At 58.7% G+C, this 25,752-nt stretch carries 21 protein-coding genes and 1 tRNA gene; 13 read left to right on the plus strand and 9 right to left on the minus strand.

From position 1 onward, the window contains the following. The first annotated feature begins 33 nt into the window (after positions 1 to 33). A complete protein-coding gene (locus tag V6L79_RS06860; RefSeq protein WP_261740925.1) occupies positions 34 to 723 on the plus strand; it encodes an energy-coupling factor ABC transporter permease in 690 nt (229 codons plus the stop codon). A gap of 98 nt (positions 724 to 821) precedes the next feature. Here V6L79_RS06860 and yacG read toward each other — a convergent pair whose 3' ends face one another. Genes yacG through V6L79_RS06880 form a run of 4 tightly spaced genes read right to left on the minus strand, consistent with a single transcriptional unit; the run spans position 822 to position 3,727 of the window. Continuing rightward, positions 822 to 1,025: a DNA gyrase inhibitor YacG gene (gene yacG, locus V6L79_RS06865; protein ID WP_261740926.1), complete on the minus strand. Its 204-nt coding sequence runs from the start codon at positions 1,023 to 1,025 to the stop codon at positions 822 to 824. Further along, on the minus strand, positions 1,022 to 1,645 hold the full coding sequence (coaE, locus tag V6L79_RS06870; RefSeq protein WP_261740927.1) for a dephospho-CoA kinase: 624 nt from the start codon (positions 1,643 to 1,645) through the stop codon (positions 1,022 to 1,024). Before coaE ends, yacG begins: the two co-directional genes overlap by 4 nt. Position 1,646: 1 nt before the next feature. Further along, complete coding sequence (locus V6L79_RS06875; protein ID WP_315968150.1) at positions 1,647 to 2,507, minus strand: A24 family peptidase; 861 nt, start codon at positions 2,505 to 2,507, stop codon at positions 1,647 to 1,649. Positions 2,508 to 2,509: 2 nt separating this feature from the next. Continuing rightward, on the minus strand, positions 2,510 to 3,727 hold the full coding sequence (locus V6L79_RS06880; protein ID WP_261740928.1) for a type II secretion system F family protein: 1,218 nt from the start codon (positions 3,725 to 3,727) through the stop codon (positions 2,510 to 2,512). Positions 3,728 to 3,940: 213 nt separating this feature from the next. Between V6L79_RS06880 and V6L79_RS06885 the strand changes: the two genes are divergently transcribed. From V6L79_RS06885 to V6L79_RS06900, 4 genes are all read left to right on the plus strand, one after another. Further along, positions 3,941 to 4,348 carry a prepilin-type N-terminal cleavage/methylation domain-containing protein gene (locus V6L79_RS06885; protein ID WP_321837413.1) on the plus strand — a complete coding sequence of 136 codons (408 nt, stop codon included), beginning with the start codon at positions 3,941 to 3,943 and terminating at the stop codon, positions 4,346 to 4,348. 46 nt (positions 4,349 to 4,394) lie between these two features. Beyond that, positions 4,395 to 4,470: transfer RNA gene (locus V6L79_RS06890), tRNA-Thr, on the plus strand. 115 nt (positions 4,471 to 4,585) lie between these two features. Further along, on the plus strand, positions 4,586 to 6,076 hold the full coding sequence (locus tag V6L79_RS06895) for an AlkA N-terminal domain-containing protein (protein ID WP_338579987.1): 1,491 nt from the start codon (positions 4,586 to 4,588) through the stop codon (positions 6,074 to 6,076). Positions 6,077 to 6,078: 2 nt separating this feature from the next. Further along, complete coding sequence (locus V6L79_RS06900) at positions 6,079 to 6,576, plus strand: methylated-DNA--[protein]-cysteine S-methyltransferase (RefSeq protein ID WP_261740931.1); 498 nt, start codon at positions 6,079 to 6,081, stop codon at positions 6,574 to 6,576. Positions 6,577 to 6,693: 117 nt separating this feature from the next. Here the strand turns inward: V6L79_RS06900 and nadC are convergent, their stop codons facing one another. Beyond that, on the minus strand, positions 6,694 to 7,542 hold the full coding sequence (nadC, locus tag V6L79_RS06905) for a carboxylating nicotinate-nucleotide diphosphorylase (protein ID WP_261740932.1): 849 nt from the start codon (positions 7,540 to 7,542) through the stop codon (positions 6,694 to 6,696). Between the two features lie 401 nt (positions 7,543 to 7,943). Between nadC and V6L79_RS06910 the strand changes: the two genes are divergently transcribed. The 3 genes from V6L79_RS06910 (at position 7,944) to ampE (ending at position 10,866) form a co-directional block, all read left to right on the plus strand. Next, entirely contained in the window at positions 7,944 to 9,386 is a 1,443-nt protein-coding gene (locus V6L79_RS06910; protein WP_405046612.1) for a DUF1631 family protein, read from the plus strand. Positions 9,387 to 9,469: 83 nt separating this feature from the next. After that, positions 9,470 to 10,033, plus strand: a complete 564-nt coding sequence (ampD, locus tag V6L79_RS06915) for a 1,6-anhydro-N-acetylmuramyl-L-alanine amidase AmpD (RefSeq protein WP_338579988.1) — start codon at positions 9,470 to 9,472, stop codon at positions 10,031 to 10,033. Continuing rightward, positions 10,030 to 10,866, plus strand: a complete 837-nt coding sequence (gene ampE / locus V6L79_RS06920; RefSeq protein ID WP_338579989.1) for a regulatory signaling modulator protein AmpE — start codon at positions 10,030 to 10,032, stop codon at positions 10,864 to 10,866. The genes ampD and ampE overlap by 4 nt, the downstream gene beginning before the upstream one ends. A 170-nt stretch (positions 10,867 to 11,036) precedes the next feature. Here ampE and V6L79_RS06925 read toward each other — a convergent pair whose 3' ends face one another. Together V6L79_RS06925 and cra are read right to left on the minus strand one after the other, a co-directional pair. Beyond that, positions 11,037 to 11,813: a TatD family hydrolase gene (locus tag V6L79_RS06925; protein ID WP_261740936.1), complete on the minus strand. Its 777-nt coding sequence runs from the start codon at positions 11,811 to 11,813 to the stop codon at positions 11,037 to 11,039. A gap of 2 nt (positions 11,814 to 11,815) precedes the next feature. Further along, entirely contained in the window at positions 11,816 to 12,811 is a 996-nt protein-coding gene (cra, locus tag V6L79_RS06930) for a catabolite repressor/activator (RefSeq protein ID WP_261740937.1), read from the minus strand. Positions 12,812 to 13,151: 340 nt separating this feature from the next. On the opposite strand from cra, the gene ptsP reads away from it, so the two are divergent. Genes ptsP through V6L79_RS06945 form a run of 3 tightly spaced genes read left to right on the plus strand, consistent with a single transcriptional unit; the run spans position 13,152 to position 18,702 of the window. Then, positions 13,152 to 16,013, plus strand: coding sequence for a phosphoenolpyruvate--protein phosphotransferase (gene ptsP / locus V6L79_RS06935; protein ID WP_321837409.1), 2,862 nt, complete (start codon positions 13,152 to 13,154; stop codon positions 16,011 to 16,013). After that, entirely contained in the window at positions 16,013 to 16,954 is a 942-nt protein-coding gene (gene pfkB, locus V6L79_RS06940) for a 1-phosphofructokinase (RefSeq protein WP_261740939.1), read from the plus strand. Before ptsP ends, pfkB begins: the two co-directional genes overlap by 1 nt. Before the next feature lie 11 nt (positions 16,955 to 16,965). Beyond that, positions 16,966 to 18,702, plus strand: a complete 1,737-nt coding sequence (locus V6L79_RS06945) for a PTS fructose-like transporter subunit IIB (protein ID WP_338579990.1) — start codon at positions 16,966 to 16,968, stop codon at positions 18,700 to 18,702. A 145-nt stretch (positions 18,703 to 18,847) separates the two neighbouring features. Here V6L79_RS06945 and V6L79_RS06950 read toward each other — a convergent pair whose 3' ends face one another. Together V6L79_RS06950 and V6L79_RS06955 are read right to left on the minus strand one after the other, a co-directional pair. Next, positions 18,848 to 21,382 carry a sulfite reductase flavoprotein subunit alpha gene (locus V6L79_RS06950; RefSeq protein ID WP_338579991.1) on the minus strand — a complete coding sequence of 845 codons (2,535 nt, stop codon included), beginning with the start codon at positions 21,380 to 21,382 and terminating at the stop codon, positions 18,848 to 18,850. A gap of 241 nt (positions 21,383 to 21,623) precedes the next feature. Continuing rightward, positions 21,624 to 23,927, minus strand: a complete 2,304-nt coding sequence (locus tag V6L79_RS06955) for a TonB-dependent siderophore receptor (protein WP_321835824.1) — start codon at positions 23,925 to 23,927, stop codon at positions 21,624 to 21,626. A gap of 217 nt (positions 23,928 to 24,144) precedes the next feature. Between V6L79_RS06955 and V6L79_RS06960 the strand changes: the two genes are divergently transcribed. Continuing rightward, a complete protein-coding gene (locus V6L79_RS06960; RefSeq protein ID WP_261740943.1) occupies positions 24,145 to 24,825 on the plus strand; it encodes a Fe2+-dependent dioxygenase in 681 nt (226 codons plus the stop codon). Between the two features lie 2 nt (positions 24,826 to 24,827). After that, positions 24,828 to 25,589 (plus strand): tetratricopeptide repeat protein, encoded by a 762-nt coding sequence (locus V6L79_RS06965; protein ID WP_338579992.1) that lies wholly within the window; start codon positions 24,828 to 24,830, stop codon positions 25,587 to 25,589. Positions 25,590 to 25,752: the final 163 nt, after the last annotated feature.

Genomic DNA, 25,752 nt, shown 5'->3' on the forward strand with positions numbered 1-25,752 from the left:
AGCGGTGTGGTTTAACAAGATTGGGCTGAACACATGATTGCTGCAGAGGTGTTATCCACACAGACATTGGCAATCGGCTGGTTGCTGTATGCCCCCGTAGTGTTGTGGGCGATCTGGCGAGCGCCGTGGGTTGAGCTGTTTGCCGATACGCGGCGCCAGCACCTGCTGTTTGGCACGGTGTTTTCGCTATTTTTGCTATGGCTGGTACGCCGCGACTTTGAGGGCGGCGTGTCGTATCACTTTATTGGTCTGACGGTGGTCACGCTGCTGCTCGACTGGCCGCTGGCGATTGTCGGTGCGCTGCTGGCGCAAATCGGGTTGGTGTTACTGGGGCGTCAAGACCTGGTCGCGATGGGCGTCAATGGCGTATTGCTGATTCTGTTGCCGGTTGCGGTGACCGAAGGGTGTGCGCGCATGGTCGAGCGAGCACAGCCGCGTAATCCCTTTGTGTATATCTTTTGCTCGGGCTTTTTTGCTGCGGCTCTGGCGGCATTGCTGTGCGTATTGGCAGTGCTTGGTGTGTTGTGGCTGGATGGGTTGTTTGCGATGCCGGAGTGGCTGGAGGACTTTATTGGCTACCTGTGGCTGATCATCTTTCCTGAGGCGTTTATCAACGGGATGCTGGTCACGGCACTGGTGGTGTTCTGCCCTGAATGGCTTGAAACCTTCAACCGCACCCGCTACCTGGCAGCGCCGTGGAACGATGATGGAGAAAACCGGTAGCCACTGCCGCAGGCTGCAAAGGGTTGCGAAGCAAGCCGTTTTTTGAAGGCCCTGCGGGCCTTGTCGCAGCCTGCGGCAGCGGCTACAGGATTTGGTTGTTAATGGAAGCGCTCGGTCAAATCCTCGGAAAACAAATCATCTTCAGCATCAGGGCTTACCGGAATCTTGTGCTCTTCGGATGCCCAGGCACCCAGGTCAATCAGCTTGCAGCGGTCCGAGCAAAACGGCCGGAAAGCGTTGGTGGTATCCCATTGCACGGCGGTGCCACAAGTCGGGCAGTCTACGGTCATCGGTTTGGTCATGGTCGGCCTCCACACAAAGTTAAATAAAAGTGATGCAAGCGCTCGACTTCAGTCTGCAGCGCCTTTAGATCGTTGTCATTGACCAGCACATCGTCAGCGTGGCGAAGGCGATCTTCGCGGCTGGCCTGTGCCTTGAGAATGGCCTGTACCTGCTGCTCGCTGGTGTTGTCGCGCAGCAACGTGCGTTGAATTTGCAGGGCTTGCGGGGCATCGATCACCAATACACGCTGGGTTGTCGTGTATTGGCCAGATTCGATCAACAGCGGCGAGACCAAAATGGCGTAAGGCGATTGTGCCTGCGCCAGGTTGTTCGCAATTTCTTCACGAATCAGTGGGTGCAGCAGCGCTTCGAGCCATCGGCGTTGCTCGGGATCGGCAAAGATCAGGTTACGCAATACGCCGCGATTGAGCTGCCCGTCGGCTTGCAGTACCTCATCGCCAAAGTGCTCGGCAATTGTGGCCAGCGCCGGGCGTCCAGGTTCGACGACCCAGCGTGCAGCATGATCGGCGTCCACCACGTGTACGCCCAGCGCGGCAAAGTGCTCGGCTGCGGCACTTTTGCCACTGCCGATACCGCCGGTCAGCCCGAGAATCCAGGGTTTTGAAGGTGGAGTCATCATGTCAAACCGAAATCGGCCAATAGAAGCCGGTTATTTGACCACCCCAGAGCAATGCAATCCAGCCGGCAATTGCCAGATACGGCGCAAAGGGAATGGCGGTGGACGTTTTGGCGCGGCGCAAAGCCAAAAGGCCCAACCCCACCAGCGCACCCAGCAGCGAAGAAAACAGGATGGTCAATGGCAGAACTGCAACCCCGCCCCAAGCTCCGAGCATGGCCAGTAACTTGAAGTCGCCATAGCCCATGCCTTCCTTGCCGGTGATCAGTTTGAATAGCCAGAACACCGACCACAGGCTTGCATAGCCTAATGCCGCGCCCCATACGGCTTGGGGCAGGCTGGTGAAAAGATCGAAACTGTTGAGCAACAACCCCAGCCAGAGCAGGGGAAACACCAGCATGTCGGGCACGATTTGATGTTTGGCATCAATCAGGCAAATGGCCAGAAGCCCCCAGGTCAGCAGGAGCATCCAGCCCGCTTGCGCACCAAAGCCGAAATGCCAGGCTACAACGGCCGACAATACGGCGCAGGCCAGTTCGGTGAAGGGGTAGCGCAGGCTGATAGCGGTTTGGCAGTGCGCGCACTTGCCCCGTAAAAACAGATAGCTCAGCACTGGAATGTTGTCCCGCAGGCGCAATGGATGCGTGCACGCGGGGCAGTGGGAGCGAGGGTGTCTCAAGTTATACACAGGGCGCTTGGCGGGCTCGGGTAGGTCCAGCAACTCGCGGGCCTGGGACTGCCAGTCCTGTTCGAGCATTTTCGGCAAACGCCACGCCAGGACATTGATAAAGCTGCCCGCCAACAAGCCCAATAGCAGGGCACAGGCAATGAATGCATCAGGATGAAAATTGAAGAAATCAATCATGCTCAGATCACTTGGCCCAGTTTGAAAATCGGTAAATACATGGCGATTACCAGTCCGCCCACCATGATCCCAAGTACCACCATGATTGCCGGCTCCATCAAGGTTGTGAGGCTATCCACCAGAGTGTCGACCTCGCTTTCATAATAGGTGGCTACGTGGTCAAGCATATCGTCCAGTGTGCCGGATTCTTCGCCAATTGCTGTCATTTGAATCGCCATGCCAGGGAACACCCCGGTAGCACCCATGGCCACATGGATCTGGCTGCCCGTCGCCACCTGCTGTTTGAGCCGTAGCACCGCTTCTTTGTACAGGCTATTGCCAGTAGCACTGGCCACAGAGTTCAACGCCTCAAGCAGCGGCACTCCAGCCGCAATGGTGGTCGACAGCGTGCGGGCGAAGCGGGCTATTGCAGACAAGTGCAACAGGTTGCCGATGACGGGCAACCTCAGAAGCCATCGATCAGCGCGCTGGCGCAGAAGGACGGAGTGTTTATAGCGATGGCGCAGGCAGGCAAGCGTGACGCAAAAAAATCCCAGCAGCCACAGGCCGTGTGTTTGCAGTACCTCTGACAGGCCGATTACCCACAACGTGAACACGGGGAGTTGTGCGTCGAATGAGGAAAACATGCCCTGAAATTGCGGCACCACTTCGATCAACAGAATGCTGCTCACCGCTAATGCCACCAGCAATACGGCGATGGGGTAGGTCATGGCCTTTCTGATTTTCTTTTTCAGGGCTTCGGTTTTTTCCTTGTAGGTGGCCACCCGCAGCAGCAACACATCCAGAGCCCCAGCCAGCTCCCCTGCTTCAACGAGACTGCAAAACAGCAGGTCAAAATGTGCCGGTTTTTTGCGCAGCGCAGCCGCCAGGCTGGTGCCTGCACCGATGTCCTGTTTGAGTTCGGTCACCAGTTGGCGCATTGCGCGCTGCTCGAAACCGTTGGCGATAACCTCCAGGGCTTGCAGTAGCGGGATACCGGCGTTGATCAGGGTGGCCAACTGACGGGTGAACAGGGTGATATCCACAGCACTGATGGATTTCGCGCCTGGACACTGATGGTTTGCATGGCAGCGGATTTTACTAACGGTAATACCTTGGCGGCGCAGTTGGACCCGGATCATTACGTGACTGTCTGCGGTGATTTGACCACTGATTCGAGCCCCCTTGAGATCAGTGCCCTGCCATCGATAAAGCCTGGTTTTAACGGCCTGTGTTGCCATGCTTCGATCCCTGGAACGCTGCGCGCCCGGCTGTGCTTCAAGTCTTAAAGACTAGAGGTTCCCAGCCCTGACCCGCCCGCTCGTGAGTGTCCAAAGGTGTCAGTGATGCAGTTGTGGAGCATCGGCCCACTAACCTTGATAGCCTGTGCGCACTTTTTTGGCTGCACAGCACTGCTCGGGCACCTCGTCGTGCCCCCTATTCGGAGACTCCATGTGAAACAACAAAAAGGCTTCACCCTGATCGAACTGATGATTGTGGTGGCGATCATCGGCCTGATCGCTTCGTTCGCATTTCCGGCTTACAACGACCACGTCATGAAGACCCGTTTTGCCGAGGTGAACTCAATCAGCAACACCTACAAGACGGCCGTTGCCCTGTGCTTCAGCGAGACTAATGACTTGATGGTCTGCGATGCAGGCACCCACGGTATCCCGGCCCCGGCTGAAGCCACTGATAATCTGGCAGCAGGCATGACCGTGATAGATGGCGTGATTACCATGGCTGGTACCCAGGCTGCAGGCGGTTGGGTCAGTGTGCTGGTGCCGACGTTGAGCAGTTCAGGCAGCACACTGACCTGGACTCAAAACGGTACATGTCTGGCCAGTGGTGCCTGTAAATAGCCATCGATTGTCGGGCTTTTCCAGCGGTGCTAGTTTTATCGGCACCGCCGGTGTAGCTCAGTCGGTAGAGCAGCGCACTCGTAACGCGAAGGTCGCAGGTTCGATTCCTGTCTCCGGCACCACTGTAAAAGCCATCCGGTATAGCTCGGGTGGCTTTTTTGTATTGACGCGAAAGCAGGCACATTGACGTCCGAAAATGGCGAGAATCGGTAAAAGCGCGGTGCTATTCTGCGGCCCATGAGTACAGATAACAGCCTCACCACGCCCAGTACCGCCGCCTGCGAAATCGCTCGTCTGAGCCGCGATGCGCGTTTTGACGGGGTGTTTTTTACCGCTGTGCTCAGTACTCGCATTTACTGCCGGCCCGTGTGCCCGGCGCGAGCGCCCAAAGCCGAAAACGTGGTGTATTACCCCAGTGCGGCGGCAGCTCAGGCTCAAGGCTTTCGCCCGTGTTTGCGCTGTCGCCCGGAGCTGGCGCCGGGCAATCAACTCTGGTTGCAGGGCGAACATCTGGTATCGCGGGCGCTGAAACTTATTAATGAAGGCTATTTGGCGGATCACTCGCTGGAAGGGCTGGCCGAGCGCATGAATATCGGTACCCGGCAATTGCGGCGCTTGTTCGTTCAGCACCTAGGGGCGCCGCCGATGGCGGTGCACGCCACTCAGCGCCTGCTGTTTGCCAAGCAACTGCTGACCGAAACCGACCTGTCGATCACCGAAGTGGCCATGGCGTCTGGCTTTGGCAGTTTGCGCCGGTTCAATGCGGCATTTTCCGAAGCCAATCATGCCGAGCCTCGGGCATTCAGACGCAGCCCAAAGGCGCGTGTGAATAAAGCATTGGTGTTGCGCCTGGGCTATCGCCCGCCATTTGATTTCAATGCCTTGCTGGGTTTTTTACAGACCCGGGCATTGCCCGGTATCGAACAGGTCGACGCAGGCAGTTATCAGCGGGTTTTCGGACATCGTGATGCGCCCTGCTGGCTGCGGGTGAGTGCCTGGCCGGGCGGGCAGCATGCGTTGCAGCTGGAACTGTTGAACGTACCACCCAGCCAGATGTTGGGCGTGGTCACGCGGATTCGGCGGATGTTTGACCTCGATGCCGACCCGCTCGCAATTGCCCACACCTTAAGTGCCAGCCCGTTGCTGGCACCGGCCATCGAACGCTATCCGGGCCTGCGCTTGCCCGGTGGTTGGGACGGGTTTGAGGTGGCGGTACGAGCTGTGTTGGGGCAGCAAGTCAGCGTGGCTGCGGCACGCACCTTGGCCAGTCGTATTGTGCAGCGCTATGGGATTGCCATTGAAGCGGGTGCAGGTTCGGTGCTGGATCGCTTGTTCCCAGGCCCCGAGCAACTGGCAGAGGCCGATCTTGGGCAAATGGGCATTACCCAGGCACGGATCAATACGATCCAGGGGATTGCCCGCGCACTTATTGAAGGTCGCGTCGATTTCGCTGTTGAACAACCTTTAGAGCGCTTTATCAGCCGTTGGGTGCAGCTGCCCGGCATTGGCGAATGGACCGCGCATTACATTGCCATGCGCGTACTCAAGCACCCCGATGCATTCCCCGCAGCTGACTTGATCCTGCGCCGCGAAGCCAACCCCCACGGTGCACCGCTCAGCACCAAAGCGCTGCAAGCACTGGCCGAAAGCTGGCGCCCATGGCGGGCCTATTCAGTGATGTATTTATGGCGTGCAGCCACCGATGCGGCGGCTGCGCGTAAGGTATGAACATGACGCAGATTTATTACGAACAAATGCCATCGCCGATTGGGCCGCTGTTTTTGGTCGCCGATGATGAAGGGCTACGCGAAGTGCGATTCGAGTTGGATCGTAGGCCGCATACGCCGCTGGACGGCTGGGTGCATTCGGCGCAAAAACTCGCAGAAGTGCGTCGTCAACTGGAGGAGTACTTTGCCGGTAAGCGTCTGACCTTCGACTTGCCGCTCAAGCCACTGGGCACAGAGTTTCAGCAGTCGGTATGGCAAGCGCTGACAACCATCCCCTACGCGGTGACCACCAGCTACGGGCAGATTTCACAGCAAATTCTGCGGCCCAAGGCATCGCGGGCGGTGGGGGCGGCGAATGGGCGTAACCCGATCCCGATCATCATCCCGTGCCATCGGGTGATTGGCAGCAACGGTACGCTGACCGGTTTCGGCGGCGGCCTGGCGGCCAAGCAATGGTTGCTTGAGCATGAAATGAAGTGCCAAGGCTTTACGCTGTCTTGAGCACGTTGCACTAAACCTGTGGGAGCGGGCTTGCTCGCGATTGGATTGCTGCGGTGTAACTGTCAAACCGCATCGATACCGTCGCGAGCAAGCCCGCTGCACAAGGAGTAGGGCTGTTTAGATGCTCAAGCGCATCGACAAGTCCACTGCTTTGACATCTTTGGTCATGGCCCCAATCGAGATGTAGTCCACGCCGGTTTCGGCGATCGGGCGCAAGGTGGTCTCGTTGATGCCGCCGCTAGCCTCCAGCTTGGCTTTACCCGCGTTCAGGCGCACCGCTTCGCGCATGTCATCCATGCTCAGTTCGTCGAGCATGATGATGTCGGCGCCTGCGTCCAGTGCTTGCTTGAGTTCAGCCAGGCTTTCGACTTCGATTTCTACCGGCTTGCCCGGAGCAATCTTGTGTGCGGCGCTGATGGCCTCGGCAATACCGCCACACGCTGCGATGTGGTTTTCCTTGATCAAAAATGCGTCGTACAGACCGATCCGGTGATTGTGGCAACCGCCGCAGGTCACGGCGTATTTCTGTGCCAGACGCAGGCCCGGCAAGGTTTTGCGGGTATCCAGCAACTTGACCTGGGTATCGGCCACTTGATCGGCCAGGTACTGGGCGTGTGTGGCAACGCCTGACAACAGCTGCAGAAAGTTCAGCGCGCTACGTTCGCCGCTGAGCAGAGAGCGAGCCGGACCTTCAAGGTGAAACAACACTTGGTTGGGGCTCACGCGCTCGCCATCGGCGACCTGCCAGTGTACGGCCACTCGTGGATCAAGCTGGCGAAACACAGTGTCGACCCACGCTGTACCGCTGATGACAGCTGCTTCACGGGTAATAATCGTGGCTTTGGCCAGACGTTCGGCCGGGATCAGCCGTGCAGTGATATCGCCGCTGCCAATGTCTTCAGCTAACGCGCGGCGCACGTTGGCTTCGATTTCGGCAGTGAGGTCGGCCAGGCGTAAATTCGGCATAACGAGCTCCACAAACAAAGTGCGCCGATTATAGGGCCATGCCACGGTTGAACCCAAGGTGTGCCACCGCGCCGTGGGCAAATGCCTGCAACAGGCTGGTGCGGCACTTTGAGAACTATTTGGCACCCTCGCTCAATGAAGTGAAGAGTGTGCTGGCACAAGCGTCGTCTTTTACAAGATAATCCGCCTTGCGATTGGCGCCATAGCTTTGACGTGTAGCTGTTGCCCTTAATTTCGATACGCCGACGAGTGCGCAAGGCATCCGCCGGTTCTGCTTGTGTGCGTCAAAAATGGCTCTGGCCACGCACGCTCACCTGCAAGCGAATAAACCACTCAGGGAGGACAGGATGCAAAATGACGGGAAAGTGGGACCTGCGCACAGGACCACTACGGAGCGGGCGATGCACTCGCCGCTTGCCCGCCTGCCTGTGATCCTGTTGCAGGTGCATGACAAGGCTGCACAGCAGCTCAGGAACGAGCTGCAAGTGCTGTTCGAAAATGCCGATGAAACCCTGTTTGAAATGGCTGACAAGGCTCAAAACGACACTGAGCAGAGCCTGTTTTTTGAAGCCATGCGCGATGTCAGGCTCAAACGTAAAAACATTGAGCGCGGTTTTCTTGAACGGCTGTTTGAAGCGTTTATCCGACTGGCCCAGCCTGAAGTCGCAGAGCCTGCCTTGCAGGCTGTAGCTCCGGCACAGAGCGCGTTCTCACTGATGGCCAATGATCTTGAACGGGCTCAGGTGACGAATGCGATGGTGGCGCGGGTTTTGGCCCGCAACCAATTGGCGTTGTGCCAGTTGAGTGCTCGCCTCAATACCCTGAGCTGCGAGCCGCTCGATGACCAAAACAACCCGTTGGGGCCCGCGATGCTGTGCGAGTACTTTCTGCAATCGGAACGTGATCAGGGTATGGACTTGAAGGTCAAGCTGATCATGCTCCGACTGTTCGAGAAGTACCTGCTCAGCCAGACCGGACAGCTGTATGCCGACGCTAACCAACTTTTGATTGCCACGGGGGTGCTGCCTGACCTTGCCGAGGAAGCAACGTGCTGCGCCACCAAAGTCAGCGCCCTTGAACAGCAATCAACCAATACCGGCGAGGATGCAGGCAAATTGGTCGGGTTGTTGTTCGACTACATCAGCGATGACCGCAATCTCTCGCAACCGCTGAAAAAGCTGCTGGCGTTGTTACGCGAACCGATGCTCCAGATTGCGCGGCGCGATCAGAATTTTTTCAGCTGCGACAGCCACCCGGCTCGCCGATTACTCAATGTGATTGCCAGCGCGGCCATTGGGTGGGGCGCCAACGCTGAGGACTGCAGCGACATGCTGTACCGCAAGGTTGAGCACGTGGTGCTGCAATTGGCCCGATATGCAGGTAATAACCCGGCGCTGCTTGAGTCCATGCTGCATGATTTTTCGATGTTTACCCGCGGCGAGCGTGGGCGCATTGAGCTGCTGGAGCAACGCACCCGTGACGCCGAACATGCGCGTCGTCGACCTCCGTTCCAGGCCAGCCCGGTGCAGTCATGGCCTTTACCTGCTCTCGATGAGCAGGGCCATCTGGGCTTGCTGCTGGTCAGCCAATTGCGCATCGGAACGTGGATCGAACTGCAGGCCGATGAAACTACGCGGCTGCGTTGCAAACTGATCACGATTCTGGAACCGGGCGGCATTCATGTTTTTGTCAATCGCATGGGGGCCAAGGTGCTGGAAAAAAACCGCACTGATTTAATCGTCCAGCTGCGTAGCGGGGCTATTCTGCTGCTCGACGACCGGTTGTTGTTCGATCGGGCCCTGGAGTCGGTGATAGACAGTTTGCGGCAGTCTGGCGCGGACTAATCGCAGACAACACAGATTGCTCCCCATCGGCGTGCTCATCGCGGCATACTGGGCCTTTGGTTTTGCCTGTTGAAGGAGCCTGTATGCAGCTGGACCCCGCAAGTGGCTGGTGCCAAGGCGTGTGCCATTGCCCGTCACCCAACTTCAATGCGCGCCCGAGCGACGAAATCTCCCTGCTGGTTATCCACAACATCAGCTTGCCGCCGGGGCAATTTGGCACCGGCAAGGTTCAGGAGTTCTTCCAAAACCAACTGGACGTCACAGAGCATCCTTACTTTGAAGGCATCATCGACCTCAGGGTAAGTGCACATTTTCTGATAGAGCGTGACGGTAGGGTTACCCAGTTTGTCTCATGTCTCGATCGTGCATGGCATGCGGGCATTTCGAGCTTCGAGGGGCGTGAGACCTGTAATGACTTTTCGCTGGGTATTGAGCTTGAGGGCACCGATGAACAGCCGTTCACGGACGCGCAGTATCAGGCGCTGACAGCGTTGACCTGGCAACTGCAGGCGGCTTACCCCGCCATCACATCGAACAGGATATGTGGTCATAGCGACGTGGCACCGGGGCGCAAGACAGACCCCGGGCCGGCTTTTGACTGGATGCGCTTTCGCGGCGCGTTGCAGCACACAGGAGAGCAACAATGAGTTTTGTGGTGTTACTGCTGGCGATTCTGGTCGAGAAGTTCTCGGCTTTGCGACAGCGTTTGCAGCGTGATGGTGGCTGGCTGCGCGAACTGCACAAGCTTGAAGCCAGCCCCAGGTTTGGCAAGCAACCGTGGTGGGTACTGTTCATTCTGATTGTGTTGCCCGCATTGGTATTGGGCTTGCTGTTAGTGGTGCTGCAACCGGTGGCTTATGGCCTGCTGGCGCTGCCGATACACCTGCTGGTGGTGATTTACAGCCTGGGTCGCGGCGATTTGTTGGGGGGGCTTGGGCCCTTCCGTGATGCCTGGCGGCGCGGTGATTTACAGGCCGCGGCCCATGTTGCCGAGCGTGACCTTCGCGTCAGTGCGGACAGCGGTGAGCAGTTGCTGGAAAAGGTGCAAGGGCATCTGTTGTGGCAGGCCTACCAGAGTTTTTTTGCAGTGATTTTCTGGTATTTCCTGCTGGGCCCGGTGGTGGTCTTGAGCTACCGATTGCTGGCCCTGGCAGCAGAGCACAGCCAGAACCCGGCGCTGGTAGAGCGTGCCGAGCAAGTGCGCCATGCTTTTGACTGGTTGCCGGTGCGGTTGTTGGCGGCGAGTTTTGCGCTGGTGGGCAACTTCGCGGCGGTCAGCCGGGTGATGCTGCATGAGTTGCTGAGCTGGGACATCAGTGCCGCGCAACTGATTAACAAGGCCGGTTGTGCAGCCGCTGAAATCCCGGCACCGCAAGCCGGCCCTGAGGGTATCAGCAGCCTCGACACCTTGTGGGCTTTGCTGCTGCGCGCGGCAGTGCTGTGGTATGCGTGTTTTGCGGTGTGGGCGTTGTTGTTGTAACGCCTGTGTGAGCGTTGGTGTGCGCAAATCCTCGTAGCCGCTGCCGAAGGAACGAGGCTGCGTTCGATTGCGAAGCGATCGTAAATTCAGATAACGCGTTCTCACCGGAGTGCCGTACCACACCAACACAGCCTCGCTACGCTCCTCAGCGGCTACAAAAGCAGGGCCGGTTACCAGCCAAACAACTCCCGCGCATTGGCCGTACTGGTTTCGGCCAAACGCTCGGGGCTGATGCCCATCACTTCGGCCAGCGCCTGGCAGATATCTGGCAGGTGCTCCGGGCTATTGCGCTGGTTGGGGTACATGGCAGGGGCCATGTCGGGCGAGTCGGTTTCCAGCACGATGGCGTCCAGCGGCAAATCGACGATCACTTTACGCAGGCGCAAGGCTTGCGGCCAGGTAGCCGCGCCACCCAGACCCAGCTTGAATCCCAGCTTCAGGTATTCGCGGGCTTCTTCGCGGCTTCCAGCAAATGCATGAATAATCCCGCCGCGCTGTAGCCTGAAGCGTTTTAACGTTGCAATCACTTGCGCATGGCTACGTCGGACGTGGAGTAGGGCGGGCAGCTGAAAGTCGGCGGCCAGCTGCAATTGGGCTTCGAACAGCTGTTGCTGACCCTCGCGGTCGAGTTCGGGCAGGAAGTAGTCGAGGCCGATTTCGCCCACGGCACATAGCTGCGGGTGCCCCGCCAGGCGGCTCAGCCACTGCCCCAGTTCAAGTACATGCTCAGGGCGATGTTCGTTGAGGTACACCGGGTGCAAGCCAAAGGCGGCATATAGCTGACTGTCGGTTTGCACCAAATCCCACAAACGCTGCCAATTGTGCTGATAGACCCCCAACACCACCATCTGCTCAACCCCCGACGCCCGACTGCGCGCCAGTAACTGCGTGCGGTCAGCGTCAAAGTCCGGGAAGTCGAGGTGGGTATGGCTGTCGATCAGTCCCATGCTCAGGCCTGATGAATCCGTTGTTTGAAGGTTCGGGCAATCGCATGGATACCAGGCACGTAGCTTTGCTCTTCAATGGCTGCAAGTGCCAGGTTCAGGGCTTTTTCGGCAATCAGCTTATGTTGCTGGCCCATGGCATTGACCGGCAGCGGCAGGAAGTCCAGCAGTTGGGTGTCGCCAAAAGTGGCCAGACGCAAGGGCGGACGTTGGCTTGGGTGCTCCAGCAGTGCGTCGAACATACCTTGCAAAAGCACGTATGAAGTCGTGATCAGCGCTTCGGGAAAGTGCCCTTGGCGTGCCAGCAGATCATCGATGATCCGGCGCCCGCATTCGCGGCTGAACGCCGTGCCGTGCTCGATCAGGACTTCACCCTTGAATCCTTCCACGGCTTGCCTGAAGCCTGCCTCTCGGGCCTGGCTGACGCTCAGCTCAGGGCGCGCGCCGATCAATACAATTTGGCGTGGCAAAGGATGCAACAGGCTGCGGGTCAACTGCAGGCTGGCTTCGCAGTCATCGCTGATCACCGAGCAAAAGCGTTCTGGCTCCATGGTCCGGTCAATGGCAATGATCGGCATGCCCAGATCCTGCAACTGGCGGTAGCTGTCATCGTCATCGGGCAGGCAACTGGCGACGAACAGGGCATCGCAACGACGGGCACGAAACAACTTGAGCAACTGGCGCTCACTGTCCGGCGCATCGTCGGAGCTGGCGATCAGTAGCTGATAGCCACGAGCGCGAGCGCCTTGTTCGAGTTGCTTGGCCAGGCGCGCATAACTCGGGTTTTCGAGGTCCGGGAGGATAAACCCCAGCGTGCGCGTGTGCCGGCTGCGCAGCCCGGCTGCTTGCGGGTTGGGGGTGAAACCGTGCTCCTCGACCACCGCACGCACGCGCTCCACCGTGCTGCTGCTGATGCGCTGCTGCTCGGCTTTTCCATTGATGACATAGCTGGCAGTCGTTACGGAAACACCTGCCAATTGAGCGATATCACTGAGCTTCACGCCGATAATTCCTTATTTTTTGTAGTACATGTCGACATTCTGGCCAATCCTAACCCATAAAGGCAGCCGACCATCGTCTGCCATCGGTGTACTGTATTTTTTTGCAATATTCGCTGGCTGACGCCAATCAATGCGACAAGTTGGACTTCAAGCGCGAGCAATTATGCAGTAACGTGCCGGACATTCTTGATTAAACGTTTCAGCAGGCGTATTTAAAGGCACTTATTTCGGTAGTGATGTACTTGCCACACATCCGCAGACGCTGCCCGGAATGAGCGACCCAAGCTGACTTAATTCAAAACAATACCGAGTGCCATTGAGTACCGGAAAAGGAGAACGCATGCTCGAGCTCACCATAGAGCAGATTTCCATGGGCCAAACGGCTGTGGACAAGTCTGCGGCGCTGCAATTGCTGGCCGATAAACTGGTTGCCGATGGCTTGGTGGCCGAAGGTTATCTGAGTGGCTTGCAAGCGCGTGAGGCTCAGGGGTCGACCTTTTTGGGCCAGGGTATCGCCATCCCCCATGGCACACCTGAAACCCGCGAGCTGGTATTCACCACGGGCGTGCGTCTGCTGCAGTTCCCTGAGGGTGTGGATTGGGGTGATGGCCAGATGGTGTATCTGGCGATTGGCATTGCGGCCAAGTCCGACGAGCACCTGCGTTTGCTGCAACTGCTGACCCGTGCCTTGGGCGAAACCGATCTGGGCGAAGCTCTGCGCCGTGCCAGTTCTGCCGAAGCCTTGCTCAAATTGCTCCAGGGCGCACCGCAAGAGCTGGCGCTGGATGCGCAGATGATTGGCCTGGGCGTGTCCGCCGATGATTTCGAAGAGCTGGTATGGCGTGGCGCTCGTCTATTGCGCCAGGCTGATTGCGTGAGCAATGGCTTTGCCGCCGTGCTGCAACAAGTTGATGCGCTGCCGCTGGGCGATGGCCTGTGGTGGCTGCACAGCGAACAAACGGTCAAGCGTCCGGGGCTGGCGTTTGTAACGCCGGACAAACCGATGCGCTACCTGGGCCAGCCGCTGAGCGGCCTGTTCTGCCTGGCCAGCCTGGGCGAAGCGCATCAGGCCTTGCTTGAGCGCTTGTGTGCGCTGCTGATTGCCGGTCGCGGTCATGAATTGGGCCGGGCCACCAGCCGCCGCGCGGTGCTCGAAGTGCTGGGCGGTGAGTTGCCGGCTGACTGGCCGAGTGCGCGCATTACCCTGGCCAACGCCCACGGTTTGCATGCGCGCCCGGCAAAAGTCCTCGCGCAACTGGCGAAGAGTTTTGAGGGTGATATCCGCGTCAGAATCGTCGATGGCCAGGACTCGGCCGTCTCGGCCAAGAGCCTGAGCAAGTTGCTGAGCCTTGGTGCCCGTCGTGGTCAGGTGCTGGAGTTTGTTGCTGAACCGAGTATCGCCAACGATGCATTGCCCGCGTTGCTGGCTGCGGTTGAGGCGGGTTTGGGGGAAGAAGTCGAGCCGCTGCCGACCCTGGTCGAAGCGGCGCCGTGCGTGGCCGAAATTGCCACGCTGATCACCGCCCCGGCTGCCGGGAGCGTGGTTCAGGCCATTGCCGCCTCGCCCGGTATTGCGATTGGTCCGGCCCATATTCAAGTGCTGCAAACCTTCGATTACCCCCTGCGTGGCGAGTCGTCCCTGGTTGAGCGCGAGCGTCTGCAAAAAGCCTTGGGCGAAGTGCGTCAGGACATCGAAGGCCTGATTTCGCGCAGCCAGTCCAAGGCCATTCGCGAAATTTTTATCACTCACCAGGAAATGCTCGACGACCCGGAACTGACCGATGAAGTCGAGTCGCGTCTCAAGCAGGGCGAAAGCGCCGAAGCTGCCTGGATGTCGGTAATCGAAGCCGCCGCCCGCCAGCAAGAGTCCTTGCAGGATGCGCTGCTGGCCGAGCGTGCAGCCGACCTGCGTGATATTGGTCGCCGTGTATTGGCCCAACTGTGTGGCGTTGAAACCCCGGCCGAACCTGACCAGCCTTATGTGCTGGTGATGGATGAAGTCGGCCCGTCGGACGTGGCGCGCCTCGACCCGGCTCGGGTTGCGGGGATCTTGACCGCCCGTGGCGGTGCTACCGCCCACAGTGCCATCGTTGCTCGTGCGCTGGGTATTCCGGCCTTGGTTGGTGCGGGCGAAGCGGTGCTGCTGCTGGCGCCGGGCACTGAACTTTTGATTGATGGCCAGCGCGGCCGTTTGCACGTTTCACCGGATGCCGAAGCGCTACAGCGCGCCACGCAGGAGCGCGACAGCCGCGAACAGCGTTTGCTGGCCGCGTCCGCTCAGCGTCATGAACTGGCGGTGACCCAGGATGGCCACGCGGTTGAAGTCTTCGCCAATATCGGCGAAAGCAAAGGCGTCGCCAGTGCAGTCGAGCAGGGCGCCGAAGGCATTGGTCTGCTGCGCACCGAGCTGATTTTCATGGCCCACTCCCAGGTCCCGGACGAAGCCACGCAGGAAGCCGAATACCGTCGCGTACTCGACGGTTTGGATGGGCGGCCTCTGGTGGTTCGCACCCTGGACGTGGGCGGCGACAAGCCGCTGCCGTACTGGCCAATCGAGAAAGAAGAAAACCCGTTTCTGGGCGTTCGTGGCATCCGTCTTACGTTGCAACGTCCGCAAATCATGGAAAGCCAATTGCGCGCTTTGTTGCGCTCGGCAGACAACCGCCCGCTGCGCATCATGTTCCCGATGGTCGGCAGCGTGGCCGAATGGCGTGCCGCGCGTGACATGACCGAGCGTCTGCGCCTGGAAATCCCGGTGGCCGATTTACAACTGGGGATCATGATCGAAGTTCCGTCCGCCGCTTTGCTGGCGCCGGTTTTGGCCAAAGAAGTGGACTTTTTCAGCGTCGGCACCAACGACCTGACCCAATACACTCTGGCCATCGACCGTGGTCACCCGACCTTGTCGGCCCAGGCCGACGGTTTGCACCCGGCGGTGCTGCAACTGATCGACATCACCGTGCGCGCGGCGCATGCCCATGGCAAATGGGTTGGCGTGTGCGGCGAATTGGCGGCCGACCCACTGGCAGTGCCAATACTGGTCGGCTTGGGTGTGGATGAGCTGAGCGTGTCGGCGCGCAGCATTCCTGAAGTCAAGGCGCGGGTTCGCGAGTTGAATATGGATCGCCTCAAAACCCTGGCCGCGCAAGCCTTGAGTGTTGGCAGCCCGGATGAAGTCCGTGCATTGGTGGAGGCGCTCTAATGGCCCGCGTTCTGACCATCACCCTCAACCCTGCACTGGATTTGACTGTGCGCCTTGGGCACCTGCAGCCGGGCGAAGTCAATCGCAGCCCGATGATGCTGACCCATGCCGCAGGCAAGGGGCTGAATGTCGCGCAAGTGCTGGCTGACCTGGGCCACACGCTGACCGTGAGCGGTTTTCTGGGCGAAGACAATCAGCATGCATTTGACGCATTGTTCAAGCGCCGTGGCTTTGTCGATGCATTTATCCGAGTGCCCGGTGAAACCCGCAGCAATATAAAAGTCGCCGAAGACGATGGCCGCGTCACCGACCTTAACGGGCTTGGGCCGCTGGTCAGCCCGCAGGCACAACAAGAATTACTCGAGACCCTTGAGCGAATTGCCCCCGGCCATGACGCGGTGATCGTGGCTGGCAGCTTGCCGCAAGGGGTCAGCCCAGAGTGGCTGCACGACCTGCTGCTACGTTTGAAGGCGCTCGGTTTAAAAGTGATTCTGGACACCAGTGGCCAGGCCTTGAAACACGGTCTGGCGGCCGGCCCGTGGTTGATCAAACCCAATGCCGAAGAACTCAGCGATGCTTTGGGTTGCGATATCAGCAGCCTGGAAGCCCAGATCGCCGCGGCTGGCCGACTGCAGGCGCAAGGCGTTGAGCATGTGGTGATTTCCCATGGGGCCGATGGCGTGAACTGGTTCAGCCGCGCACCGGCCTTGCAGGCGTTGCCGCCCAGGGTCAGCGTCGCCAGTACCGTGGGTGCCGGTGACTCGCTGCTGGCGGGGATGGTTCACGGCTTGCTCAGTGGCCACAGCCCCGAACAGACCTTGCGCACCGCCACCGCCATTGCGGCCATGGCGGTCACTCAAATCGGTTTTGGTATCAGCGATGCGGCGCACCTGGCGACGCTCGAAAGCGGCGTTAGCGTTCGCCCCCTGACAGAAGAATAAGAGGGATACACATGAAATTAGCCATTGTGACGGGCTGCCCCAACGGCATGGTAACCAGCGTGCTGTGCGCCCGTTTGCTCGATGCTGCTGCGCAGCGTCAGGGCTGGAGCACCAGCGTTGAGGTGTACGACCCCAAGCACCCGGAGCGCCAGTTGTCGGCGGCCATCATCGACGAAGCCGAGTGGGTGCTGCTGGTCAGCAGCACGCCGCTGGATATGCAGCGTTTTATTGGCAAGCGGGTGTTTCAGAGCACCCCGGCCCAAGCCCTGCAAGATGTAGAAGCGGTATTGCAGCGTGGGGTCAAAGAAGCTGAAGTCTATGTTGCCCCTGCACCTTCGGCTCAGGTCGAGAGCATAAAGCAGGCGCCTAAAATCGTTGCCGTGACTGCCTGCCCGACCGGCGTGGCGCACACCTTTATGGCGGCCGAAGCCTTGCAACAAGCGGCCAAGCGTTTGGGCTACGAGCTGCAAGTCGAAACCCAGGGTTCGGTCGGTGCACGCAACCCGTTGAGTGCCCAGGTCATCAGCGACGCCGATGTGGTGCTGCTGGCAGCGGATATTGAAGTGCCCACCGAGCGCTTTGCCGGCAAGAAAATTTACCGCTGCGGTACCGGCATCGCCCTCAAGCAAGCCGAAGCCACACTGAACAAGGCGCTGAGCGAAGGGCGGCAGGAAACTGCTGCGTCGGCCGGTGGGGCACCCGCCAAGCAGGAAAAAACCGGGGTCTACAAACATTTGCTGACCGGTGTGTCGTTCATGTTGCCGATGGTGGTGGCGGGCGGCCTACTGATCGCGTTGTCCTTCGTGTTTGGCATCTCTGCATATAAAGAGCCCGGTACGTTGGCAGCAGCCCTGATGCAGATCGGTGGTGATGCGGCGTTCAAGCTGATGGTGCCGTTGCTTGCGGGTTACATCGCCTACTCGATTGCCGACCGTCCGGGCCTGGCGCCAGGGATGATCGGTGGTCTGTTGGCGAGTACTTTGGGGGCCGGGTTTATCGGCGGGATCATTGCCGGGTTTCTTGCGGGCTACTGCGCCAAGGCGATCAATCGCTATGCGCGTCTGCCGCAAAGCCTGGAAGCGTTGAAACCGATTTTGATCATCCCTTTGTTTGCCAGCCTGTTTACCGGTCTGGTGATGATTTACGTGGTGGGCAAGCCGGTCGCCGGGATGCTTGAAGGCCTGACTCATTTCCTCGACAGTATGGGCACCACCAACGCCATCCTGCTGGGTGTGTTGCTGGGCGGCATGATGTGTGTCGACCTTGGCGGGCCGATCAACAAAGCCGCTTATGCGTTCTCGGTTGGGCTGCTGGCATCGCAAAGTTATGCACCGATGGCCGCTACGATGGCTGCGGGCATGGTGCCGCCGATCGGCTTGGGCATTGCGACCTTCCTGGCCCGGCGCAAATTTGCTCAGACCGAACGCGAGGCCGGTAAAGCGGCGTTGGTGCTGGGGCTGTGCTTTATCTCTGAAGGTGCGATCCCGTTTGCCGCAAAAGACCCGCTGCGGGTGATCCCAGCGAGTATTTTGGGCGGTGCGTTGACGGGCGCACTGTCGATGTACTTCGGCTGCAAACTGATGGCCCCGCACGGTGGTTTGTTTGTATTGCTGATCCCGAATGCGATCAACCATGCGCTGCTGTACTTGCTGGCAATTGTGGCGGGTAGTTTGTTGACGGCGGTGGTCTATGCGGTGATCAAACGGCCAGAGCCGGTTGAGATAGCGCTGGAGGCGGTGAAGGCTTAAGACCGCGCCGTCTGCTTCGCGGGCAAGCCCGCTCCCTCATTAGTTTTATATCGACGCAAACTTGTGGGAGTCGGGCTTGCTCGGGATGGCATCACTGCGATGTAACACATACACCGCAGTGTTGTCCCACAATGGATCGGTATCGTTAATACACATCCCGCCGATAGCGCCCTTGCTCGATCAGTAACTCCACCGCTTCAGCCCCCAGCATATCGATCAGCGCCTGATCCACGCCCGCCGCCATCCCCTGCAAACTGCCGCAAATATAGATAGCGGCGCCATCAGCCAGCCACTGGCGCACTTCATCAGCGGCTTCCAGCAAGCGATCCTGTACATAAATCTTCTGCGCCTGGTCCCGCGAAAATGCCAGATCCAGCCGTGCCAGATCACCACTGGCCAACCAGCCTTGCAACTCATCGCGGCAATAGAAGTCGTGCTCGGCGTTACGCTCGCCAAAGAACAACCAGTTGCGCTGCTGACCCTGAGCAATTCGGCCCTTGAGCAAGCTGCGCAGCCCCGCCAGCCCTGTGCCATTACCCAGCAGAATCAGTGGGCAGGGTTCGGCCGGTAGATGGAAGCCGCTATTGCGCCGCACGCGCAGGCTGATAGCCGAACCGACGGCGGCATGTTCAGTGAGCCAGCCCGAACCGATCCCCAGACTGCCATCATCATGGCGTTCCTGCCGCACGATCAATTGCAGCAAGCCATCTTGCGGGATCGAGGCAATCGAATATTCGCGCATGTTCAGCGGGATAAGCGCATCTACCAGGGCCTGGGCGTGCATGCCCACCAGATGGCCGCGATTTTCCGGCAGTTGGCGGCCTGCCAGCGCCTGGGCCAGGGTTTCCTGCAGGCCATCGAGTTGCACTTGGGTGTCAGCCGATAGGCCCAGGCCTTCAAGGAAATGCTCAACCGCCCAGCTCGAGTGCCGGGGCATGACTTCCACTAGATCACCCGGCTGCCACGAGTAGCTTGCGTCGGGCGCGCTGAGCCCCAGCAGGTAAACCCCCGAGCCGCAGCTGTCGGGGTTGAGCAGGAGGCGCTGAGCAAGGGGCCAGTTGTTGTAGCTCGGCGCCTGCCAGTTGGCTGGTGGCGCTGCGCCAGTGAGTTGGCTGAGCTGTTGCTGCCAGTGATGCAGCGCCTGAGGATCGCCACTGTCCACTTGCACCGGGCTAAACAATGACTGCGCACCGCGTTCGCTCAGCCATTGCTGAACCCGTGTCGCAAAACCACAAAAGTTCGGGTATTGGCGATCGCCCAGTGCCAGCACCGAATAGTTGAGTGCGTTCAACGCCAAGGGCTGGCCGAGGACTTTGCGTTCAAAGCCGCGTGCGCTGTCGGGTGCTTCGCCATCGCCAAAAGTGCTGACCACAAACAGTGCGTTACTGGCCTGTTGCAAGTCGTCTTCACTGAGTGTGGCCAAAGGCTGAACCCGCACCGGCAACCCGGCTGCCTGCAATTGCCCGGCAGTCTGCCAGGCCAGTTGTTCGGCAAACCCGCTCTGGCTGGCAAAGCCGATCAGCCATGACGGCGCATCGTTGCTTGCGGCGGCAAAACCCTGGCGTGCCTGTTTGATCTGACGCTTTTTACGGCGCCGGTCCAGGTACAGTAACCAGCCGGTAATAAAGAACAACGGCATGGTCAGGCTGGCGATGGTCACCAGAATGCGACCGGTCAGCCCCCAATAGCTGCCCACGTGGAGCGCGTAAATGCTACCGAGTAGTTGCGCCTTGTAACTTTTGTCTTCGTAGCGATCATGCTTTTTCACCCGACCTGTGGCCGGGTCGAGGCTGATCATGTTGAACGCACGTTCGTGGGGTGAACTGTTGAGCAGGTAAAACACCGTGGCCGGTTGCCCGGCCACAGGCGGCATACGCACGTTGTACAGACTCAGCTCTGGCCCGGCAGCTTTCTGGATACTGGCCCAGATCGCGTCATAGTCAGCAACCGGAGCTGGCCCTGCAGGCCCTGGCTGGCCGCGGCCACCTTTGCGTTGCTCGCTGTTGGGGGTGTCCGAAAACAGCTTTTGCAGGCCCTTGTTGTACCACTCGTAGGACCACGACAGACCGGTCAGGGCAGCCAGCAGGTAAAAGATCATGCACCAGGTCCCGGCTACGGCGTGCAGGTCCCAATTGAAGCTGCGGCCTTTTTTCGCCCAGTCCAGGGTCAGCCAGGTGCGCCAGTTCAACGCTTTGCGCGGCCAGCGCAAGTACAGGCCCGAGAGGCAGAAGAAAATCAGCATCAAGGTACAGGCGCCAGTGATCTGGCGACCGGTTTGGCCCATGGCCAGAAAGCGGTGCAGTTGCAGCATCAGGTCGAAGAAGCCCTGGCCGCTGGCATCGCCTTGGTAGGTGCCGGTATACGGGTCGACATAACGCAGTTGGCCACGGCGCTCACCCGGTGGTGGGGTGAAGAAGATGCGCGCGGCAGTGCCGCTGTCCACACCCACCCACAGCATGGAAACCTGTTTGCCCTCGGTGGCTTCGACCCTGCGTACCAGTTCGGCGGGAGGCAGCACGCCGCTGTCGAGTTTCTCGACCTTGAGCACCGAAGGGTTGAGCAAGTTCAGCAACTCGTCCTGAAACGACACCGTGGCGCCGGTTATCCCCATCAGGGCCAGAACCAGCCCTGCGGTAATCCCGAAAAACCAGTGCAGCTGAAAAAGTGTTTTCTTAAACACAACGACCGCCTTGCTTGCTCAATTGAATGCTTCACGGCGCAGTTTGCCGTGTACGTCATTTATACATTTGTGTAGCGCCCGGAACATGTAGCCGCTGACGAGGTACGAGGCTGCGATGGGTTGCGCAGCGGCCCCCGTCGGCGGTCCTGCGGCCCGCATCGCAACTTCGTACCTCGTCAGCGGCTACACACAAAAGCCCCGGCCATTGAATGGACGGGGCTCTGTTCAGCTCAACTTCAAATTAGAAGTGGAAGCTGGTGGTCAACAAGGCTGTACGGCCTGCTGCCTGGCTGGCGAAGTGCGCAGCATAGGCTTTGTCGTAGTAGGTCTTGTCGGTCAGGTTCTGTACGTTCAGTTGTAGATCGATGTTTTTGGTCAGCTTGTAGCTGGCCATTGCGTCGTAGCGGGTATAGGCCGGGACGTAAACGGTGTTGGCGGTGTCGCCGTACACTTCGTCAACATAGAACGCACCGCCGCCGATGGTCAGCTTTGGCATCACTTCATAAGTTGTCCACAGGCTGAAGCTGTTTTTCGGGGTGTTTGGCATTTCGTTGCCTTTGTCCGACACGGCAGTGGTATTGATACTGCCGTTACGGTTGCCTTTTTGGCCTGGATCAACCAGCTCGCTCTTCAGGTAGCTGTAGCCTGCAAACACTTGCCATTTTTCAGTGATCTTGCCGCTGGCCGACAATTCCAGACCGTCAACGCGGGACTCACCGGCGTTTTGGTAGGTGAACGAGTCAGTCAGGACGCGGGTGTTTTTCTTCTCGGTACGGAATATCGCAGCCGTCAGCGACAGGCGATCGTGGAGCACATCCCACTTGGTGCCCAGCTCGTAGTTAACGGTTTCTTCCGGCTTCAGGTCGCTGGTAATGTTGCTGCCCTGGGCAATCAGACCGTTGCCTTCAGCGCCTTCACCCACAATGCCACCTGGTGGGGAAGCTGATGTCGCGTAGGAAACGTAAACGCTACCGTTATCCAGCGGCTTCCAGACCAGACCGGTCTGCCAGTTGAAGAAGTTGCTGTCGTTGGAGGCTTTGGTGCGGCCGGTTGCAGCGTTGGTGTTGGCTGTGGTGCTGAACGCGTCATAACGCAGACCGGCGTTCAACAGCCATTTTGGATCAAGTTCGATCGTGTCGAACACGTAAGCCGCCTTGGTCACGCCAACGGTGTTGGTGCCGTAGTAGTTGCGCGCTTCAGTACCGGTCCAAACGTCATTCGGATTAGGGTTGGACAGCGAGGTGCACTGGCCACCGCTGTTGCCGACTTTGTCCGGTGTGCAGTTAGGGTTGCTGTTCGGGGAGACGGTATAGCCGCTGGCCCGGGTTTCTTCACGGGTGAACTCGACACCTGTGGAATAGGTGTTCTTGAAGCCCATGACCTGAAAGTTACCAAACAGATCGGTCTGGTTGGTGGTGGTTTCGGTAGTCGAAACACGGGTGTTGGCTCGACGCCACACGGTGCCGTACTGGTTAACGTTGTGCTGGCTATCGTCTGGCTGGGTCAGGATGTAGTCCTGGCCGGTGTTGCCGTGACGGAAAGTGTTCTTCAGGGTCATCGCGTCGCTGAAGTCATGCTCGAACGAGATGGTGCTGATGTCGACGCGGGTTTTGCGGAAGTCACGGTCTTTCAAACCGTAAAAGTTGCTGCTGTCACCGCCATCGGTTGGCTTGTCGTGACCATGAACAGCTGTTTTTGAGCTGTTGCTGTAGCCATACGGAATGCCCGAGTCCGGCAGATCGTTGCTTTCCAGGTGGTAGTAGCTGACGTTCAGGCGGTTTTCAGTGCCCAGGCCGAAGGTCAGCGATGGCGCAACGCCCCAGCGGTCGTAGTTGACCGCATCACGGCCCGAGACATTCTGCTCGTGGCTCATCAGGTTCAGGCGGAACGCAGCGGTGTCCAGGAACTGACGGTTTACATCCACGGTGTAGCGACGGGTCTGGTCGGAGCCGTAGGTGAAACCACCGTTGGTGAAGTCACCCAGTTTAGGGGCCTTGCTCACCATGTTCAGGCTGCCTCCTGCCGAGCCACGACCACCAAAGGAGGAGTTCGGGCCTTTGCTGACTTCGATCGACTCGATGTCAAAAATTTCACGGGTCTGGCCGCCAGCGTCACGCACGCCGTCCAGGTACATATCGGCCTGAGCGTCAAAACCACGAATAAACGGACGGTCGCCCTGTGGGTTACCGCCTTCGCCTGCGCCGAAGGTGATACCCGGAACAGTGCGCAATGCGTCTTGTAACGAGGTGGCTGCGGTGTCTTGCAGCACCTGCTGAGGGATCACGGTGACGGAGCGCGGGGTGTCGACCAGAGGTGCGGTGTACTTCTGGGAGCTGGCTTTCTCGACCTGATACGACTTTTGATCTTGAGCCTCACCGGTAACAGTGGTCGCGCCAAGGGAAATACTGTTGCCCTGTACCTTGCTGTCAGTGCTTTCAGCAGCCTGAGCCATATGGGCTGCAGACGTCGCGGTGATAGCGACACCGATGGCTGAAGCCAGCAAACGCGGTGAGCTGACGGGTATTTTTAATTGTTGGCGCGACATTTTAAGATCCCTTCCCCCAGAATTTGAGCCGCGAAATATAGTGCAAACAATTCTAGCTATCAATTGAGAGATATTACTATTTGCGCTAAATTTACAATCTTTACAAATTCCCTTTACGGTTTTTTCACACTCGTTCGTCTATGGACCCTTAACAGGGTTTTACACATTCAATAAGAATCAATACCATTGCCATCCCTTTGCTATCAGGTATGGCGTCATGTTGCTGCATATCCCCGGCTTGTTTTCCCGTGATGAGGTGCAGCGCATTCGTGAGGCGCTGGAGCAGACAGAGTGGGCTGACGGCAAGATCACCGCAGGTTTTCAATCGGCCAAGGCCAAGCACAATCTGCAATTGCCCGAAGACCACCCGTTAGCCAAGGAAATTGGCGTAGCGATGATCGACAGGCTGTGGAAAAACCCGCAGTTCATGTCAGCAGCGTTACCGCACAAAGTGTTCCCGCCGTTGGTGAACTGCTACACCGGTGGCGGCAGTTTCGACTTTCATATTGATAACGCCGTGCGCCAACCCAAAGGCAGCCCCGAGCGGGTGCGTACCGATCTTTCGGCAACCCTGTTTTTCAGCGATCCCGAGGACTATGACGGCGGCGAGCTGGTGATTCAGGACACCTACGGTGTGCAGCAGGTCAAGTTGCCTGCTGGCGATATGGTGCTGTACCCCGGCACCAGTTTGCACAAGGTTAATGCCGTCACCCGTGGGGCACGCTTCGCATCGTTTTTCTGGACCCAAAGCCTGGTGCGCGAAGATAGCCAGCGCACCTTGCTGTTTGAGATGGATGGCGCGATTCAGCAACTGACCCGCGATGTACCCGATCATCCATCGCTGATCCAGCTCACCGGCACGTATCACAATCTATTGCGTCGCTGGGCTGAGGTGTAGCCATGAGCTTTCAATTGCTCCGCGAAGAAGTGCTGGATGGCGACCAACTGAGCGCCATGCTGGCTGAGAACCCGGCGAAAGCGGCCCAGGCCATTTTACTGGCGGCCAAGCAAGGCATCGTCGATGGCCAGGCCTTGCTCGGGCAGATTCTGCTCGACGGCCAGGGTATTGCACGTGATCCCGTACTCGCCAAACGCTGGTTTCAGATTGCGGCCAATGGTGGGCACTTGATGGCCCGCAACATGCTCGGCCGCTGCTGGGAGCATGGCTGGGGCGGGCCGGTGGACTGCACTCTGGCGAGCCTGGAGTATCGGCAGGCAGCAGAGGGCGGGCTGGATTGGGCGCTCTACAATTACGCCAACCTGCTGGCCACTGGTCGCGGTGTGGCACAAGACCAGGACGCGGCGTTCAAGTTGTACTGGGTGGCGGCGCAGGCGGGCCATGCCAAGTCGATGAACCTGGTGGGGCGTTACCTCGAAGCGGGCGTGCATTGCCCGGGCGATAAGCCTGCGGCGTGTTTTTGGTACGAGCGCTCAGCCCTTGGCGGTGATTTTCGTGGCCAGTTCAGCCATGCCTCGGTGTTGGCCGAGTCCGGCAATATCGATGAGGCGTTAATCTGGTTTGAGCGTGCACTTGCAGGCGGCAATCTGAATTTTTTACGGGTGAGCCGGGCAGCCCTGCTCGAGGCTCGTGAGCCTCGTGTCCAAGCCCTCAGCGATGCTTGGCAAGCGAGGATTAATGCGTTGCAGAGCAACAACTTCTGATCCTGATTACGCCGTGCGAGTAGTACTCGTACGCGGCTTTCAAGTGAGTCCGAGCGAGTGAGTATTTACTTCGGTAACTATTCATTTTTGCTTTTGTCATTGTCTTACATGTTGCAGAGCAATGTTGCAGTTGATTGAAGTCCTTTAAAGATTAATTCTGTTT

It is taken from the genome of Pseudomonas sp. ML2-2023-6 (genome assembly GCF_037055265.1).
GTDB lineage: Bacteria > Pseudomonadota > Gammaproteobacteria > Pseudomonadales > Pseudomonadaceae > Aquipseudomonas > Aquipseudomonas kulmbachensis.

Coding starts and splice junctions, on each gene's coding strand:
- ampD (WP_338579988.1), top strand. CDS start 9,470: ATGCAGCTGGACCCCGCAAGTGGCTGGTGCCAAGGCGTGTGCCATTGC.
- V6L79_RS06925 (WP_261740936.1), bottom strand. CDS start 11,813: ATGGGACTGATCGACAGCCATACCCACCTCGACTTCCCGGACTTTGAC.
- ampE (WP_338579989.1), top strand. CDS start 10,030: ATGAGTTTTGTGGTGTTACTGCTGGCGATTCTGGTCGAGAAGTTCTCG.
- V6L79_RS06960 (WP_261740943.1), top strand. CDS start 24,145: ATGTTGCTGCATATCCCCGGCTTGTTTTCCCGTGATGAGGTGCAGCGC.
- V6L79_RS06860 (WP_261740925.1), top strand. CDS start 34: ATGATTGCTGCAGAGGTGTTATCCACACAGACATTGGCAATCGGCTGG.
- yacG (WP_261740926.1), bottom strand. CDS start 1,025: ATGACCAAACCGATGACCGTAGACTGCCCGACTTGTGGCACCGCCGTG.
- nadC (WP_261740932.1), bottom strand. CDS start 7,542: ATGCCGAATTTACGCCTGGCCGACCTCACTGCCGAAATCGAAGCCAAC.
- V6L79_RS06895 (WP_338579987.1), top strand. CDS start 4,586: ATGAGTACAGATAACAGCCTCACCACGCCCAGTACCGCCGCCTGCGAA.
- V6L79_RS06965 (WP_338579992.1), top strand. CDS start 24,828: ATGAGCTTTCAATTGCTCCGCGAAGAAGTGCTGGATGGCGACCAACTG.
- V6L79_RS06875 (WP_315968150.1), bottom strand. CDS start 2,507: ATGATTGATTTCTTCAATTTTCATCCTGATGCATTCATTGCCTGTGCC.
- V6L79_RS06910 (WP_405046612.1), top strand. CDS start 7,944: ATGCACTCGCCGCTTGCCCGCCTGCCTGTGATCCTGTTGCAGGTGCAT.
- V6L79_RS06955 (WP_321835824.1), bottom strand. CDS start 23,927: ATGTCGCGCCAACAATTAAAAATACCCGTCAGCTCACCGCGTTTGCTG.
- ptsP (WP_321837409.1), top strand. CDS start 13,152: ATGCTCGAGCTCACCATAGAGCAGATTTCCATGGGCCAAACGGCTGTG.
- V6L79_RS06900 (WP_261740931.1), top strand. CDS start 6,079: ATGACGCAGATTTATTACGAACAAATGCCATCGCCGATTGGGCCGCTG.
- V6L79_RS06945 (WP_338579990.1), top strand. CDS start 16,966: ATGAAATTAGCCATTGTGACGGGCTGCCCCAACGGCATGGTAACCAGC.
- coaE (WP_261740927.1), bottom strand. CDS start 1,645: ATGATGACTCCACCTTCAAAACCCTGGATTCTCGGGCTGACCGGCGGT.
- pfkB (WP_261740939.1), top strand. CDS start 16,013: ATGGCCCGCGTTCTGACCATCACCCTCAACCCTGCACTGGATTTGACT.
- V6L79_RS06880 (WP_261740928.1), bottom strand. CDS start 3,727: ATGGCAACACAGGCCGTTAAAACCAGGCTTTATCGATGGCAGGGCACT.